The organism is Winslowiella iniecta, assembly GCF_001267535.1.
GTDB classification, from domain to species: Bacteria; Pseudomonadota; Gammaproteobacteria; order Enterobacterales; family Enterobacteriaceae; genus Erwinia; species Erwinia iniecta.
The window spans coordinates 120597-137466 of record NZ_JRXE01000003.1 but is presented as its reverse complement, the minus strand read 5'-3'; the positions used below and the strand labels follow the sequence as shown (position 1 = coordinate 137466).

Genomic DNA, 16870 nt, shown 5'->3' with positions numbered 1-16870 from the left:
CCCCCTCCCGCCACCACCGTTTCGGCGTTCAGTTCTATCGCCTCGCGCACATAACGTTCGCCGTCGCCATGCTCCCAGGTCACACGGACTTCAATCGGGTAGCCTTCATCGCGCAGGCCAGTAATCGCGGCGCGCAACTCGTCGTTGCCTGCGCCTTTACCATTTAAGATCACCAGCGTAAGTGCCTGCTTGTCCATTATTGATCCTTGTCATGCGCTGGCCGAAATGGCCGGTAAATCGGAGACTGTGGCAGATTTTATAGCATATCCTGACGGGAAGTTTTATCAGACAGACGGCAGACCGGGGATAAAAAAAAGAAAAACCCGCACGGGGGAGCCGGGCGGGTGAATGAGGTGGTTCTGTAAAACCTTGCCATTTGGTGTTGGTCGTTTTTAGCAAGCCAGATAGTAGCCAGAAAACCACCGGGTGAATGTGATCAAATTCTAAGATCTGTAACCGCAGGTGAATCTGACCGCGGGCCGCGTTCACCTGCCCTTGTTTTAGTTAAGGTTACGCATCAGCAGCGCGAAGTTGAGATCAATCTCGGCGGGAATCGGCACCCAGACAAAATGGCCATTGCCGGGCGCGACGTCCACCGCCTGCGCCCGGTTGTTTTCCATCTCTTCAAGGGTGAAATTGACATTACCCGCCGGCGTCATCAGCTCCAGACTGTTGCCGATGGCGAATTTATTTTTAACGTCCACCTGCGCCAGATGACCGCGACGTTCGCCGGTAAATTCGCCGACAAACTGCTGACGATCCGACAGCGAATGCCCGGTTTCATAGCTCTGATAGCTGTCATGGGTATGGCGACGGAGAAAGCCTTCGGTATAGCCGCGATGTGCCAGTCCTTCCAGCGTTTCCAGCAGCGACGGATCGAAAGGTTTGCCCGCGGCGGCATCGTCAATTGCCCGGCGGTAAACCTGTGCGGTACGGGCGCAGTAATAAAAAGATTTGGTGCGGCCTTCAATTTTCAGCGAATGCATTCCCATCTGCGTCAGCCGCTCGACGTGGGCAACCGCGCGCAGATCTTTGGAGTTCATAATATAGGTGCCGTGCTCATCTTCAAATGCGGTCATATATTCGCCCGGACGCTGAGCTTCTTCGATCATAAACACTTTATCGGTCGGCTGCCCCTGACCCAGCGTCGGCTCAACATTTTTCACCGGAATCGGCGCATACTGATGGACGATATTGCCGACCTCATCCTGTTTCCCTTCTTCGACCTTATATTCCCAGCGGCAGGCATTGGTGCAGGTTCCCTGATTGGGATCGCGTTTATTCAGATAGCCGGAAAGCAGGCAGCGGCCGGAGTAGGCCATGCACAGTGCGCCATGTACGAAGATCTCCAGCTCCATTTCCGGCACTTGCTGACGAATTTCTGCAATCTCTTCCAGCGACAGTTCACGCGACAGAATCACCCGCGTCAGCCCCATCTGCTGCCAGAATTTTACCGTGGCCCAGTTTACCGCGTTAGCCTGCACCGACAGATGCACCGGCATCGCCGGAAAAGCGTCGCGCACCAGCATAATCAAGCCGGGATCGGACATGATCAGCGCATCCGGCGCCATCTCGATCACCGGTTTCAGATCGCGGATAAAGGTTTTCAGCTTGGCGTTATGCGGCGCGATATTGACTACCACGTAAAACTTTTTACCCAGCGTGTGCGCTTCATCGATCCCTTTGGCGAGATTCTCATGATTGAATTCGTTATTGCGCACCCGCAGGCTGTAACGTGGCTGACCGGCATACACCGCGTCTGCACCATAGGCAAAGGCGTAACGCATATTTTTCAGCGTTCCGGCCGGAGAAAGGAGTTCCGGTTTAAACATATTTTTCTCAGTCTGATGTCAGGTCAGAACGGCATTTAGCCGCCAGCCAGCGCCAGACAAGGTTGTCGGGCTGGCCTTACAAATTGTGCGGGGATTGTAGGAGGTCGGGAAGAGAATGTAAATTGCGCTAGATCAAACGACAGACATCTGCTTCCCAGCGGTAGCCCATACCGTAGACCGCGCGGATAAAAGGCTGGTCGCTGTCGAGCGCTTCCAGTTTACGCCGCAGGTTTTTAATATGGCTGTCGATGGTGCGATCCGTCACTACCCGGTAGTCGTCATACAGGTGATTTAGCAGCTGTTCACGTGAGAACACCTTACCGGGTTCCTGCGCGAGGGTTTTCAGCAGCCGAAATTCGGCCGGGGTCAGATCCAGCGGACGCTGATTCCAGCTGGCCTGAAAACGCCCCTCGTCCACCAGCAGCAGTGAGGCTTGCTGCGCCTCTTCCGGCGTCTGCCTGACGCGGCGCAGAATAGTTTTCACGCGCGCCACCACCTCACGCGGGCTAAACGGCTTGCAGATATAGTCATCCGCGCCAATTTCCAGCCCCAGCAGGCGGTCGATCTCTTCGGTTTTCGCCGTCACCATCATAATCGGCAGATCGGAAAAACGGCGGATCTCGCGACACAGCGTCAGGCCATCGGTGCCCGGCAGCATCAGATCGAGCAGCACCAGATCCGGCGCGTTCTGCCGCACCGTGCTGAGTACCTGATTACCATCGGCAATATGCAGGGTGCGGTAGTTGGATGCCTGTAAGTAATCAATCATCAACTGAGCCAGTTTTGGCTCATCTTCCACTACCAGAATCAGGGGCTGGTGATATTCAGTCATTTTCTCTTATTCAGTTAGAGTCGAGCGGCAATTCTACGGTAATGCGTAAGCCACCTATATCAGAGTGCTCCGCACTGAGGGTGCCGCCGTGCGCCTCGACAATATTTTTGCAAATCGCCAGGCCCAGCCCGGAGCCGCCGCTGGCACGATTACGCGAGCTTTCGGTACGGTAAAAGCGTTCAAAGATCTGCTGACGCTGTTCATCGCTGACGCCTGGCGCAGTATCATCAAAATGCAGCAACATCTTAGCAGGTTGTGATTCCAGTGAAATCCTCAAGCCACCACCGGCATCGGTATAGCGCAGGCTGTTCTCCATCAGATTGGTAAACAGTTGTATCAGGCGGTCAGCATCACCAAAAAACGGTGCCTGTTGCGGCAGCGACAGGGATAAGGATAGCTGGCGGCTGGCAAAGCGCGCGCGAAATATTCCGCCGACCACTTCCAGTAACGAAACCACATCGGTCGGGCTTTTACGGTAGGCGAGTGCTCCTTCATCTGACAGCGAAAGCTGGTGCAAATCGTCGACCAGCTTGGTCAGCGTCACCACTTCCGCCTGCAATGAGACCAGTGCTTCTGGCGTCAGTTTACGCACGCCATCCTGCATCGCTTCCAGTTCACCGCGCAGAATGGCCAGCGGGGTGCGCAGTTCATGGGAGATATCCGCCATAAATGCGCGGCGCATACTCTCGTTTTTCTCCAGCGAACTGGCCAGCTTGTTAAAGTCCTGCGCCAGGCGGCCAAGTTCATCGCGGCTGCCAACTTCAACCCGCTTGGAAAAATCACCGGCGGCCAGATGATGGGTGCCTTCCACCAGCCGTTTTACCGGTGCCAGCAGGCCGCGCGCCATCAGCCAGGTGACGGCGGCGGCTAACAGCGTCGACAAGCCGACAATTAACCAGCTGGTGCGCCGTTGCTGCTGGTCAAAGTTAATATCGGTGCTGCGGGTCAGCCGTTCTGGCGGCGAACCGATCACCCAGCCGACGATTTTATTATTGCTGGTGGTGATATTGCGCCGGGTACCCTCCGGTGGCACCGGTGCGCGCGGGCCGACCAATACGCGATACTGCTGATCGATAATCCAGAACTGCGTGCGCCAGCCGTGCGGCGGCAGGTTGTTACTGGCGTCGGGGTTTTGCTCCAGTGAGCGCAGAATGCTAAAGATCAGCTTGTTGTTATTGCGCAGAAAATCCCAGTTACCGTGCTGTTCATACTGATCGGCCAGCGCATCGCTAAGCAGTGCCAGCCGCTGTTCATTACCGCGCTTGATATAGTCAATAAAGCCATGCTCAAAGCTGAGGCGCACGCCCCAGTGCATGATAATCAACACCAGCATACAGGTGGAGAAAATGGCACAAAACAGTTTGGCGCTGATGCCGACACGCATTTTTTTCATGACTTTTTGATGCTCCTGCGGGCAGAGATGATCAACACTGCGCGGTTAAGACTCATACTGCGGCTGATAACGCTTTTTACGTCGCAGCTTATCCATATACAGATAGACTACCGGCGTAGTGTAAAGCGTCAACAGCTGGCTCATTACCAGCCCGCCGACAATGGTAATCCCCAGCGGCTGACGCAATTCCGCCCCGTCGCCGCTGGTCAGCACCAGCGGCAAGGCACCGAGCAGCGCCGCCAGCGTGGTCATCAGAATCGGCCGGAAGCGCAGCAGACAGGCCTGGTAAATCGCGTCACGCGCACTCAGATTGCCATTACGCTGGGCATCCAGCGCAAAGTCCACCATCATAATCGCATTCTTTTTCACGATGCCGATCAACAACATAATGCCAATCAACGCGATTAAGCTAAACGGTGCGCCAAACAGCTCCAGCGCCAGCAGTGCGCCGACCCCGGCGGAGGGCAGGGTAGAGAGAATCGTCAGCGGATGGACGTAGCTTTCATACAGAATCCCCAGCACGATATACACGGTGGCAATTGCCGCGATAATCAGCAGCAACTGACTGTTCTGCGTATCCTGGAAGACCTGGGCGGTACCGGCAAAACTGCCGCGCACGCTGCCAGGGACGCCAAGCGCAGTCATGGTACGATCAATCGCCGCGGATGCTTCCGACAGTGACTTCCCGGCTGGCAGGTTGAACGAGATAGTTGAAGACGCTGACAGCCCTTCATGGTTTACCGACAGGGGGGCATTGGCCGGTTGCCATTTGGCAAAGTAAGACAGGGGGATCGACTTACCTTCGCTGTTAATCACAAACATCTGATCCAGCGCGCTGATATCCTGGGTATAGCGCGGATCGACCTCCATCACCACTTTATACTGATTCAGCGGCTGATAAATGGTGGAGATCTGGCGCTGTCCAAAGGCATTATTCAGCAGCGCATTGGCGTCGGAAACCGTAATGCCCAGACGCGACATACTTTCGCGGTCATAAATCAGCGCCATTTCCGACCCTTTATCCTGCTGGTCGGAATTGACATCAGCCAGTTCAGGCAGCTTGCTGAAAGCCTGGCGGATTTTCGGCTCCCACTCGCGCAGCGCGTCCAGGTCATCAGAGAGCAGCGAATACTGGTATTCGGCGTTCGACTGACGACCGCCAACGCGGATATCCTGCACTGCCATCAGAAACAGGCTGGCGCCTGGCTCTTTCGCCAGTTTTTCCCGCAGGCGCGCAATCACTTGTTGCGAACTCTCTTTACGCTCGGAAAGGGATTTCAGTGTAATAAACATCATGCCGCTGTTGGTGCGCGAGCCACCGGTAAAACCGGTCACATTGGTGACAGCCGGATCTTCGCGCACAATCTTCATAAAATCTTCCAGCTTGCCGCGCATCGCCTGAAATGAAATGCTCTGGTCGGCGGAAATATTGCCCATCAGGCGGCCGGTGTCCTGCTCCGGGAAGAAGGTTTTTGGGATCGAGATATACATATAAACCGTCAGGCCGATGGTGGCCAGCAGCACCACTAACGTCCAGCGTGCATGATTCAGCACCCAGCGCAGAGAAGAGCCATAGCCCTGCTGTAGCCGCAACAGCAGCTTATTAAAGCCACGGATACGCGGCTGGCTGCGCGGTTGATGCGCCTTTAACAGGTACGCGCACATCATGGGCGTCAGCGTGACTGAGATCAACAACGAGATGCCAATTGCCACCGACAGGGTGACGGCAAATTCGCGGAACAGCCGCCCGACCAGTCCGCCCATCAGCAGCAGCGGAATAAACACCGCCACCAGGGAGATGCTCATCGACAGCACGGTAAAGCCGACTTCGCGCACCCCCTGAAGTGACGCCTGAAGCGGCTTCATGCCCGCTTCAATATGGCGCGAGATATTTTCCAGCACCACAATCGCGTCATCGACCACAAAGCCGGTGGCAATGGTCAGCGCCATCAGCGACAGATTGTTCAGGCTGAAGCCGCACAGGTACATGGCGGCGAAGGTGCCGATCAGCGAAACCGGTACCGCTACCGCCGGAATCAGCGTGGCGCGGCCGGAACGCAGAAAGACGAAAACCACCAGAATCACCAGCGCGACGGCAATCACTAACGACTGCTCGACTTCCGCCAGCGAAGCGCGGATGGTCGGTGAGCGATCCTGAGCGATTTCCAGCTGAATGGACGCCGGCACAATATTCTCCAGCTCCGGCATCTCCGCGCGGATACGATCAACCGTCTGAATAATATTGGCTTCCGGCGATTTACGGATCATCAGCAGAATCGCCGGGCGTGCGTCAGACATCCCGGCGTTACGCAGATCCTGCACCGAATCTTCGACGGTGGCGACATCCTGCAAACGCACCGCCGCGCCGTTATTGTAGTGCACGATCAGTGGCTGGTATTCGGCGGCGGTTTTCAGTTCATCATTGGTTTTTATTTGCCAGCGCTGCTGCTGATCTTCAATTGCCCCCTGCGGTTTGCGCACATTGGCGGCGGAAATGGCTGTGCGCACGGCATCCAGCGACACGCCCTGATTGAACAGCGCTTGCGGATTAAGCGCCACCCGCACCGCTGGTAAGGAACTGCCGCCAACCGAGACATCACCGACGCCGTCGATTTGCGCCAGTTTTTGCGCCAGCTGGGTTGAGGCATAGTCATAAAGCTGACCCTGGGAATAGATATCCGAGGTCAGCGTCATAATCATAATCGGCGCATCGGACGGATTCGCCTTGCGGTAAGTCGGGCGACTCGGCATGCCGCTCGGCAACAGCGCCTGCGCGGCATTAATGGCTGCCTGCACGTCGCGCGCCGCACCGTTGATATCCCGCTCGTAATCGAATACCAGGATAATCCGCGTACTGCCGAGCGAACTGCTGGAGCTCATTTCACTGACGCCAGCGATACGCCCCAGCGAGCGCTCCAGCGGCGTCGCCACCGACGACGCCATGGTTTCCGGCGACGCGCCTGGCAGTGAGGCGCTGACCATAATCACCGGGAAATCGACTTGCGGCAGCGGCGCGACCGGCAACAGGCGAAAACCGAGAATGCCGGCGAGGGCAATGGCAATCGTCAGCAGAATGGTGGCGACTGGTCGATGAATAAACAGGGCGAAGAACTTCACGACGCGTTCTCCGTGCGCTTAAAGCGGCGGCGAGTTGCCAGCGACAGGCGATCAAACAGCAGATAGATCACCGGCGTGGTAAACAGCGTCAGGATCTGGCTGAGGATCAGCCCGCCCACCATCGCGACGCCCAAGGGATGGCGCAGCTCCGCACCAACGCCGGTACTGAGCATCAGCGGTAGTGCACCAAACAGCGCCGCCAGCGTGGTCATTAAAATCGGACGGAAGCGCAGCAGACACGCCTGATAAATGGCCTCATCCGGCGTCATTCCCTGTTCACGTTCAGCGGCGAGGGCGAAGTCGATCATCATAATGGCATTTTTCTTGACGATACCAATCAGCAGAATAATGCCGATAATCGCAATCACATCCAGCTCATTGCCGCTGAGCATCAGCGCCAGTAACGCGCCAACCCCGGCGGTTGGTAGCGTCGACAGAATGGTAATCGGATGGATAAAGCTTTCATAAAGCACGCCAAGCACGATGTACATCGCTACCACTGCCGCCACAATCAGCCACACTGTGCTGCCCAGCGCCGCCTGGAACGCCAGCGTGCTGCCCTGGAACTGGGTCATTATTTCGCCCGGCATGTCCAGTTGTTGTTCCGCCTGGGTAATCGCTTTGGTCGCTTCTTCCAGCGAATAACCGTCACTGACGTTAAACGAGAAGGTGGTCGACGGGAACTGGTCGAGATGATTGATCGCCAGCGCACTGTGGCGCTGCTCAACGCTGGCAATCGCGCTGAGTGGGACGCTGCTGCCGTCACTGCTGGTCAGACGTATGCCATCCAGTGCCGCCAGCCCCGGCGTGGTGCTGGTATCCTGTTCCAGTACCACGCGATATTGATTCGCCTGGGTGTAAATGGTGGAGACCAGTCGCTGACCAAAGGCGTTATACAGCGCGTTATCCACGTCGGACATCGAAATACCCAACCGGCTGGCGCTGTCGCGGTCGACTTTGATATAGGCTTCCAGCCCCTGATCCTGCCAGTCGCTGCTGACATCCTGCAACTGTGGCAGTTTCTGCAACGCGCTTAACAGCGTCGGTACCCACTGACTCAGTGCATCCAGGGAACCGGCCTGTAAAGTGAACTGATACTGGGTGCGGCTGAGCTGCGTATCGATGGTCAGATCCTGCACCGGTTGCAGATACAGCGTAATGCCGGGCACGCGGGCAACCTCGGTTTGCAATCGTTCAATCACCGCCGGAATGCGATCATCACGCTCGGCCAGCGGTTTCAGGTTGATTTGCAGGCGACCACTGTTCAGCGCCGCGTTGGTGCCGTCCACGCCGACAAACGATGTCAGGCTCTGTACCGCCGGATCTTTCATAATGATCGAGGCAACGGTCTGCTGGCGCTGCGCCATACTGGCGTACGAGACCGACTGCGGTGCCTGCACCGTGCCCTGAATAATGCCGTTATCCTGCAACGGGAAGAAGCCTTTCGGGATCAGCGTCCACAGCATAATGGTCAGCAGCAGGGTGCCAATCGCCACACCAAGCGTCAGCCACGGATGATTCAGCACCCGCTTCAGCAGCCGACCATAGGCCGCAATTACCCGATCAAACATCGCCTCGCTGGCACGGGAGAAACGATTCTGCTTGCGCAGGGATTCGGCGCTAAGCATGCGTGCGCACATCATTGGCGTCAGCGTCAGTGACACTACCGCCGAGATTAAAATGGCGACCGCCAGCGTGACGGCAAACTCGCGGAACAATCGGCCAACGATATCGCCCATAAACAGCAGTGGAATCAATACTGCTATCAGCGAGAGAGTCAGTGAGATGATGGTAAAACCAATTTCTCCGGCACCTTTCAGCGCCGCCGCCACCGGTTTTTCGCCTTTTTCGATATAGCGCGAAATGTTCTCAATCACCACAATTGCATCATCAACGACAAAGCCGGTGGCGATGACCAGCGCCATCAGCGTCAGGTTATTGATCGAGAAATCGAGGAAATACATCACCGCAAAAGTGCCGACCAGCGACAGCGGCACCGCCACCGCCGGAATAATCGTCGCCGGAACATTGCGCAGGAACAGATAGATAATCATCACCACCAGCGAAATCGCCAGCAACAGTTCCAGCTGCACATCGTGAACCGAGGCACGGATATTGGTGGTGCGATCTGACAGCAGCTGTACATCCACCGATTTCGGCAGTGACGCGGTGAGCGCTGGCAGCATCTGACGAATACTGTCGGCGGTGGTAATAATATTGGCACCAGGCTGACGCTGCACATTCAGCACAATGGCGGGCTGGCGGTTTGCCCAGGCGCCAAGCCAGCTGTTTTCCGCCCCCTGCTCAACAGTGGCCACATCACCAAGCCGCACTGCTGCGCCATTTTTATACGCGACAATCAGCTGGCGATAATCCTCCGCCGATTTCATCTGATCGTTGGCCGACAGCGTGATCGAACGTTCCGGGCCATCAAGACTGCCTTTGGCGGAGTTGACGTTAGCAGAGGTTATGGCAGTGCGAATTGTTTCACTGTCCAGCCCCAGCGCGCCGATTGCCTGGGCGTTCATTTTCACCCGAACCGCCGGACGCTGGCCGCCGGAGAGGGTAACCAGACCGACGCCGGACACCTGGGAGATTTTCTGCGCCACCCGGGTTTCCACCATATCCTGCACCTGAGTCATCGGCATGCTGGTGGTGGTGACCGCCAGCGTCATAATCGGCGGATCGGCCGGGTTGACCTTGCTGTAAACCGGCGGATTGGGCAGATCGGAGGGCAGTAAATTAGTGGCAGAGTTAATCGCCGCCTGCACTTCCTGCTCGGCAACGTCGAGCGGTAGGCTAAGCTGGAACTGTAGATTGACCACGGAAGCGCCGCCAGAACTTTGCGAAGACATCTGCTTCAGTCCGGACATCTGGCCAAATTGACGCTCAAGCGGCGCGGTAATCGCGGAAGTAACCACGTCCGGGCTGGCACCGGGATACAGTGTCACCACCTGGATGGTCGGATAGTCAACTTCCGGCAGTGCGGAAACCGGCAATGCGCGATAACCGATAATCCCCGCCAGCAAAATCGCCACCATCAGCAGGGTAGTTGCGACCGGGCGCAGGATAAACTGACGTGATGGTCCGCCGCCGGACTCAGGAGGCATAACCTGCATCAGGAACGCTCTCCCTTCGCGCGCTGAACGGTGTTATCGGATGACAGCGGCGTGCTGTGCGGCGCGACCACTTCAACCGTCGCGCCTTCCGTCAGACGATCCAGCCCGTCGGTGACCACCCGCTCACCACTCTCCAGTCCGGCGGTGATCACCACTTTCTCGCTGTCCTGAATCCCGATACTGACGCCTTTTTTACTGACTTTATTTTCGCTGTTAACTACCCAGACAAAGTGACCTTCATTGCCCATCTGCAACGCGGCGGCCGGAATAACGATGGCATCTTGCAGCGTGTTGACCTTCAGCCGCACGTTGACAAACTGATTCGGGAACAGCGTATCGTCAGCATTTTCAAAACGTGCTTTCAGCTTAATGGTGCCGGTAGTGCTGTCGATCTGGTTATCCAGGCTGAGCAGGTGACCGTCGGTGAGATGACGTTTATTGCTGCGATCCCAGCTTTCTGTCAGCAAGGATTCGCCACTCTTCTGCGCCTGTAAAATCGTCGCAATATTATTTTCCGGCAGGCTGAACACCACATCTATCGGATGCGTCTGGGTGATCACCACAATGCCGTTGGTATCGCCGCTGGTAATATAGTTACCGATATCGACCTGTTTCAGACCGACGCGCCCGGCAATCGGCGCGGTAATGCGGCTGTAGGTCAGATTAAGCCGGGCGCTGGCGACACTGCCTTCATCGGCTTTAATACTGCCCAGCGTTTCGCTGACCAGCGAGCGTTGGGTATCCAGATCCTGCTGCGAGACCAGCCCGGTTTTTGCCAGCTTTTCATAGCGCGCCAGATCGCGGCGCGCATTGGCCAGCGTCGCCTGATCTTTTGCCAGCTGCCCCTGTGCCTGAGTCAGCGCCACCTGATAAGGACGCGGATCGACTTCGGCCAGCAGTTGACCGGCTGCCACCTGTTGCCCTTCGGTAAAATGCAGTGCCATCAGTTCACCGTCGACGCGGCTGCGCAGCGTAACGGTGCTGGCGGCGGTCACGGTTCCCAGACCGGAAAGGTATTGCGGCACGCTCTGCGTCACTGCACTGGCGGCCTGGACCGGAGCCAGCGCCATTCCACGGCGAGCGCCGCCTTTACCGCGCTGCTGCTGCGGTTCAGCCGCGCCTGGCGATGAGGGGGCGCTGTTATGGTGCCACCACCAGAACGCACCGGCGGCAATCACTGCCACGATGGCAACAATAATCAATTTTTTTGGTGTGCGGCGTGCGGCGTTCATATTGTCAGTAGCTCTCCAGCGGTGCGGGCGATAATCCTGGTGGGTCAAAACGAGGTAACCCACAAAAACCTTAGTGTAGACAGCTAAGGCGATAGAAAAATGAAGGAAATAAGGATAACTGTATAGTTTGGTTGTGTCGCCTGATTGTACGGTTCTGCCCGCTATTATGACGGCCTCAGCCGTTGGCACTATTCACCTGCTGAAAATCTTTCGCAATAAATCAGCAAAGCGCGGTAAAAAATGTTTGCTAAGCTCATTGTCGCGCCAGAAATCATTTAATTTCAGGAGAAACAGTATGAGTCAATTAGCATCCCGTCAGTTAGGCCGTAGCCAGATTCAGGTTCCCCCACTGACTTTCGGCGGCAACGTGTTTGGCTGGACTATCGATCAGGCAACCTCCTTTTCTCTGCTGGATGCGCTGGTAGAGAAGGGCCTGTTTTTTATCGATACTGCTGATGTCTATTCGGCATGGGTACCGGGCAATAAGGGTGGCGAATCCGAAACCATTATCGGCAACTGGCTGAAGAAAACCGGTAAGCGTGACCAGATAGTACTGGCGACCAAAGTGGGGATGGAATTAAGCCCGCAGAAAACCGGACTGGCACCGGCTTACATTCGTCAGGCGGTAGAAGACTCGCTGCGTCGCCTGCAAACCGACTATATCGATCTCTATCAGGCGCACCGTGATGACCAGGATACACCGCTGGCCGAAACCCTGGCGACCTTTGATGCGCTGGTAAAAGAGGGCAAAGTGCGGGCGATTGGCGCGTCCAACTACAGCGCGGAGCGACTGTCGGAAGCGCTGAAGGTCAGCGAGCAGCACAATCTGACCCGTTACGAAACGCTGCAACCAGAATATAACCTCTATGATCGCAGCGAGTATGAAAGTGGTCTGGAGCAGGTGGCCATTGAGCACGGACTGGGGGTGATTAATTACTATTCACTGGCCAGCGGTTTCCTCAGCGGAAAATACCGTACTCCGCAGGATGCCAGCAAAAGTAAACGCGGTGACGGGGTGGTGAAGCAATACCTTAACCCGCGTGGATTAACGATTCTGGCGGCGCTGGATCAGATTGCTGCCGCGCGTGATGCCACGCCAACGCAGGTGGCGCTGGCGTGGCAGATTGCACGTCCGGGGATCACCGCACCGATTGTCAGCGCCACCTCACTGCAACAGCTTGATGAGCTGGTCAAAGCGGCGACGCTGAAACTCTCGGCGGAAGAGATTGAGCAGCTGGCCGAAGCCAGCCGCTAATCAACCCGCGAACATCACCTGCGCCCAGCGAGCCAGACCGGCGGTGACGGAACCAAAATCATCGCCAGTCGCCAGTGGGATATCCGGCAACTGCTGCTGTAACGCCTGACGCAGCAGCGGCGAACGGGCGCTACCGCCGGTGAGATAGATCACATCAGGACGGGTGCCGCTGGTGGCCAGCGCCAGTTTCACCTGCTCCAGAATACGCTCTAACGGCTGGGTAATCGCCGCCTGCAAGCCTTCCACACTGATTGAGGTGCTCAGCGCTGGCTCGATAAAGTCGAGCGTGGCTGACACTTCACGACTGTCCGACAGAGCAATCTTGCTCTCTTCTGCGGTACGTACCAGACGATAACCGAGACGCTGTTGCCAGACTTTCAGCAGTCGCCTGACGGTGTCCGGCTGTTGCGCGTCGCGAATCAGATCCTGCAACATTTTACGGCTGGCGGCAGCATAGAAATCGCTTTGTGCCGGAACATCATTAATGGCAACGGCGTTCCACCATGGCAGGGCCGGCAGTCCAATACCTTTTGCCGTCTGACCGCCGAGGCCGAGGTGCGGCATCAGCTCTTTAAATGCCAGCATAATATCCAGATCGTTACCGCCGACGCGACAACCACTGTGGCCAAGCAAACTGTCGCCGCGATCGGCTTTCGCGCTCCATTCTGGTCCCATCAGCAGCATACTGCAGTCAGTGGTACCACCACCGATATCCACCACCAGCACGCGGGTCTCTTTTTGCAGTGTGGCTTCGAAATCCAGCCCGGCCGCGACCGGCTCAAACTGAAACACCACGTCACGGAAACCGGCACGATGCGCGGCGCGTTCCAGAATACCCTGCGCCTGACGGTTGGCGTCATCGCCGCCTAATCCCTGGAAGTTAATCGGCCGACCAATCACCGCCTGCTGAATATCACTACCCAGCTGGCTTTGCGCGGTTTTGCGGATATTCAGCATCATGGCGCAAACCAAATCTTCAAACAGCGCGATCTGCTGCGGCTTCAGTCCGCTGGCACCGAGGAATGATTTCGGTGATTTAACAAACCACACCTCTTCCGGGTCATCCATATATTGCGCCAGCGATGCCAGACCAAACTGCACGCTGTTGCTGTTGACCTCGATATCTTCTTCGCGGTTAAAGGCGATGGCGCGACGCAGCAGCGCCTGGTTTTCGGCGTCCGGCGTGGCAACCTGATGATGACGGAACAGCCATTCGCTGATCGCTTCGCGGGTAGGTGCACATAACATTGAGGGCAACCACGGCGAATTATTTTCCAGCGGCAGCAGGCGTGGCGTACCCTGCTCCATAACAGCTACCGAGCAGTTTGCCGTCCCGTAATCGAAACCGATAAACATGTTTTGCCTCCCAACGGCGAAAAAAGGGGGCGACTTTAGCGCAGTACGTCGTGCAGGGCAATCAATACCATCCGGCTTTCTGCGGAGGGCAACAGGCGGGACAACAACAGCGGAGAAGGGCTATTTAATCGCGAAGTAACTGTTAGTCAGCAAGGCACTGAGCGTCTGCGGGCTGCCGACCGCGTCACCCCACACCACATCGACACCCATGGTGGCCAGCGTGGTCAACGCCAGCGGCAACTCAACCGGGCCGGCGACCGTGGCGATATTCAGCCGCAGCGCATGACCATGAATGATCGACACCATCATTTCGTCCATCAGGTTGCAGTGGACGTTGGTCACCAGGTCCGCACTAAGCATCAGATAGTCAATTTCGTCGGCATGCAGCAGGTTGAACGCATCGAGGTTACGCCCGAACTCGCGCAGCACAATGCCACAGCCGAGGGCGCGCAGGCGGGCGATATTGGCATGCAGGGTTTCATCCTGCTCAAGCAAGGTGTCAACATCGAGCATAAAGCGCAGCAGATTACCCTGCACGCTGCCGCTCCGGATTCTGGCCAGCAGATAGCTGATAAAGGTGTCATCTTTTAAACCGTAAGCCGACAGCGGCAGGGCGAGGCTGATTGCTTTGCGTGCCACGCCTTCGCCATAGCTGGTGTAAAAGGTATCGATAACTTTGCGATCCAGCGCGATAAACAGCTCGGGGTCATGCAGGCTGGCGCGGAATTCCGCTTCACTTATCTCCTGGCCGGTGCGCGAAAACAGTTGCAGGCTAATCAGCCAGAAACTGACCGCCTGCGTTTTACGCGGCGGGGCGACCGGCGAGGCCAGCATGCGCAGCGGATTTTCCTGAAGGGTGCGGATATTCTCTTCTCGCGTCATCACTGGCCGCAACTGGCGTTGCAGACGCGCCTCATACACCGAGATCTGGCCGCGACCATTATGTTTGGCGTTATAACAGGCAAAATCTGCCTGCGCCATCACTTCGCTGGCAATACAGTTGTTGCTGCTAATTTGCGTCAGTCCGGCGCTGGCACCGACGCGATACAGTCGTCCTTCCCACAGGAAACGATACTCATTGATGCTGTTGACCAGGCGTTGGACGATCTCTCGGGCACTCTCCGTTAAACTGTCGCTTAATAACAGGCCAAACTCATCACCGCCCAGGCGCGCCAGCAGATCGCTGCTGCGCAGCTGGGACTGCATTATTTTCGCCAGCTCACGCAGCAATGCATCCCCGGCTGCATGACCCGCGGTATCATTGATGGCTTTAAAGCGGTCAAGGTCAATAAAGGTCAGCACGTGCTGATGCTGATGTTCTCCGGACGAAACCAGCAGTCGCTTCAACTGATGTTCAAAGCTGGAGCGGTTAGGTAAACGCGTCAGCATATCGTGTGAGGCACTGTAGCTCAGGCGTTTTAACATTTCCCGCGATTCACTGACGTCATGAATCACCATCACGCAGCCAATAATGCGGCCTTCAATTGTATTCAACGGGGTAATGCTGTAGTGAATATCAAACTGATCGCCCGCATTATTGTGCAGCACCAAATCCTGCTCAAAATCGGGGGTGGTTTTGACCGCAGGTAGCTTGCACAGCAGCAGATTTTCCATTTCCGGCCCTTTACTGCCGTGGGTAATATGCAAAATTTTACTGATATGTTTACCGGCCGCGCGCTCCTGCGACCAGCCGCTCATCTCTTCAGCGACCGGATTCATAAATGTCACCAGCATCTCTTCATTGGTACTGATGACCGCCTCGCCGATGGAGTCGAGGGTAATCAGCATGCGCTCTTTTTCCTGAAACAGAGCTTCATTCAGCGTCCGAATTTCAGTCACATCCTGGCTGATGCCGAGAATACGCTCAACGCGCCCGTCATCGCGGAGAATCCGGTTGGCCTGGGTACGTATATAGCGAATTCCGTTGCTGCTCTTGATGCGGTATTCAACGTTGAGAGGCTCACGCAGTTTTATCGCATTCTTCAGCGCTTGCTCGGCCATCGCACGATCTTCCGGGATCACGCAGCCGATCCAGTATTGATCGGTAGGGGGTTGCTCACCGGATAGCTCAAAAATTTCGTACATTCGCCGATCCCAACTGATCTCATTACTGTCGAGATACCAGTCCCACACACCAATGCCGCCAGCTTCATTGGCGATGGTAATGCGTTCCATCAGCAGACGATTCTGTTCATTGGAGTGTTTCAGCGCGGTGATATCTTCAACCTGGGAAATAAAATAGAGCGGCTGATGGTCTGAGTTCCGCACCAGCGACACCGCCAGACGCGCCCAGACAATGTTACGGTCTTTACGCACATAGCGTTTTTCCAGGGTATAGCTTTCGATGGTTCCGGCCAGCAAAGCATTAAGTTGGCTGAGATCGTCATCCAGATCGTCGGGATGGGTGATTTGCTGAAAATTTAGCCGTCTTAGTTCATCAGGATTGTAGCCAAGTAAATGACACAGTGACTTATTGGTCTGTAACCAGCTGCCGTCAGGGGCCACCAGTGCCATACCAATCGCAGAATACTCCATCGCATTGCGAAAACGGCGCTCGCTTTCGCTGATATGTTTCTTCTCTTCACGAAACGAATACATCGCCAGTGTCATCATATGGCTGGGAATCAGCACCAGCAGGAAGGGCAGCCAGGGGGCATTGGCAATTTCATGGGTGCCTTCGGCGTACAAATTCAGAAAGTGGTATGCCAGCATCAGCGACATCATGGCGATATTG

Annotated in this window: 10 protein-coding genes; 1 reads left to right on the top strand and 9 read right to left on the bottom strand. The window is 56.2% G+C overall.

Annotated elements, in window-relative coordinates:
- From NG42_RS02865 to NG42_RS02835, 7 genes are all read right to left on the bottom strand, one after another.
- On the bottom strand, nucleotides 1–197 hold a 197-nt coding region (locus NG42_RS02865; RefSeq protein ID WP_052897623.1), incomplete at its 3' end, for a diacylglycerol kinase family protein.
- A gap of 303 nt (nucleotides 198–500) precedes the next feature.
- The gene (trhP, locus tag NG42_RS02860) at nucleotides 501–1832 is read right to left on the bottom strand and encodes a prephenate-dependent tRNA uridine(34) hydroxylase TrhP (protein WP_052897620.1); all 1332 of its coding nucleotides are present in this window, start codon (nucleotides 1830–1832) and stop codon (nucleotides 501–503) included.
- Between the two features lie 127 nt (nucleotides 1833–1959).
- Nucleotides 1960–2664: an envelope stress response regulator BaeR gene (gene baeR / locus NG42_RS02855; RefSeq protein WP_052897617.1), complete on the bottom strand. Its 705-nt coding sequence runs from the start codon at nucleotides 2662–2664 to the stop codon at nucleotides 1960–1962.
- A gap of 10 nt (nucleotides 2665–2674) precedes the next feature.
- A complete protein-coding gene (baeS, locus tag NG42_RS02850; protein ID WP_052897614.1) occupies nucleotides 2675–4057 on the bottom strand; it encodes an envelope stress sensor histidine kinase BaeS in 1383 nt (460 codons plus the stop codon).
- Nucleotides 4058–4102: 45 nt separating this feature from the next.
- Nucleotides 4103–7174, bottom strand: a complete 3072-nt coding sequence (gene mdtC, locus NG42_RS02845; RefSeq protein ID WP_052897612.1) for a multidrug efflux RND transporter permease subunit MdtC — start codon at nucleotides 7172–7174, stop codon at nucleotides 4103–4105.
- Complete coding sequence (locus NG42_RS02840; RefSeq protein ID WP_052897610.1) at nucleotides 7171–10293, bottom strand: MdtB/MuxB family multidrug efflux RND transporter permease subunit; 3123 nt, start codon at nucleotides 10291–10293, stop codon at nucleotides 7171–7173. Before NG42_RS02840 ends, mdtC begins: the two co-directional genes overlap by 4 nt.
- Entirely contained in the window at nucleotides 10293–11525 is a 1233-nt protein-coding gene (locus NG42_RS02835) for an MdtA/MuxA family multidrug efflux RND transporter periplasmic adaptor subunit (RefSeq protein ID WP_052897608.1), read from the bottom strand. The genes NG42_RS02840 and NG42_RS02835 overlap by 1 nt, the downstream gene beginning before the upstream one ends.
- A 295-nt stretch (nucleotides 11526–11820) precedes the next feature.
- Between NG42_RS02835 and NG42_RS02830 the strand changes: the two genes are divergently transcribed.
- Nucleotides 11821–12780: an aldo/keto reductase gene (locus NG42_RS02830; protein ID WP_052897606.1), complete on the top strand. Its 960-nt coding sequence runs from the start codon at nucleotides 11821–11823 to the stop codon at nucleotides 12778–12780.
- On the opposite strand, the gene yegD is transcribed toward NG42_RS02830, so the two are convergent.
- Together yegD and NG42_RS02820 are read right to left on the bottom strand one after the other, a co-directional pair.
- A complete protein-coding gene (yegD, locus tag NG42_RS02825) occupies nucleotides 12781–14136 on the bottom strand; it encodes a molecular chaperone (protein WP_052897604.1) in 1356 nt (451 codons plus the stop codon). It lies immediately after the preceding gene.
- Nucleotides 14137–14256: 120 nt separating this feature from the next.
- The coding region (locus tag NG42_RS02820; protein ID WP_072133741.1) for a diguanylate cyclase at nucleotides 14257–16870 on the bottom strand (2614 nt) is incomplete at its 5' end.

What these genes read in the sequence shown, in the direction of transcription:
- trhP (WP_052897620.1), bottom strand. Translation starts at nt 1,832, where the DNA reads ATGTTTAAACCGGAACTCCTTTCTCCGGCCGGAACGCTGAAAAATATG.
- baeR (WP_052897617.1), bottom strand. Translation starts at nt 2,664, where the DNA reads ATGACTGAATATCACCAGCCCCTGATTCTGGTAGTGGAAGATGAGCCA.
- baeS (WP_052897614.1), bottom strand. Translation starts at nt 4,057, where the DNA reads ATGAAAAAAATGCGTGTCGGCATCAGCGCCAAACTGTTTTGTGCCATT.
- NG42_RS02840 (WP_052897610.1), bottom strand. Translation starts at nt 10,293, where the DNA reads ATGCAGGTTATGCCTCCTGAGTCCGGCGGCGGACCATCACGTCAGTTT.
- NG42_RS02835 (WP_052897608.1), bottom strand. Translation starts at nt 11,525, where the DNA reads ATGAACGCCGCACGCCGCACACCAAAAAAATTGATTATTGTTGCCATC.
- NG42_RS02830 (WP_052897606.1), top strand. Translation starts at nt 11,821, where the DNA reads ATGAGTCAATTAGCATCCCGTCAGTTAGGCCGTAGCCAGATTCAGGTT.
- yegD (WP_052897604.1), bottom strand. Translation starts at nt 14,136, where the DNA reads ATGTTTATCGGTTTCGATTACGGGACGGCAAACTGCTCGGTAGCTGTT.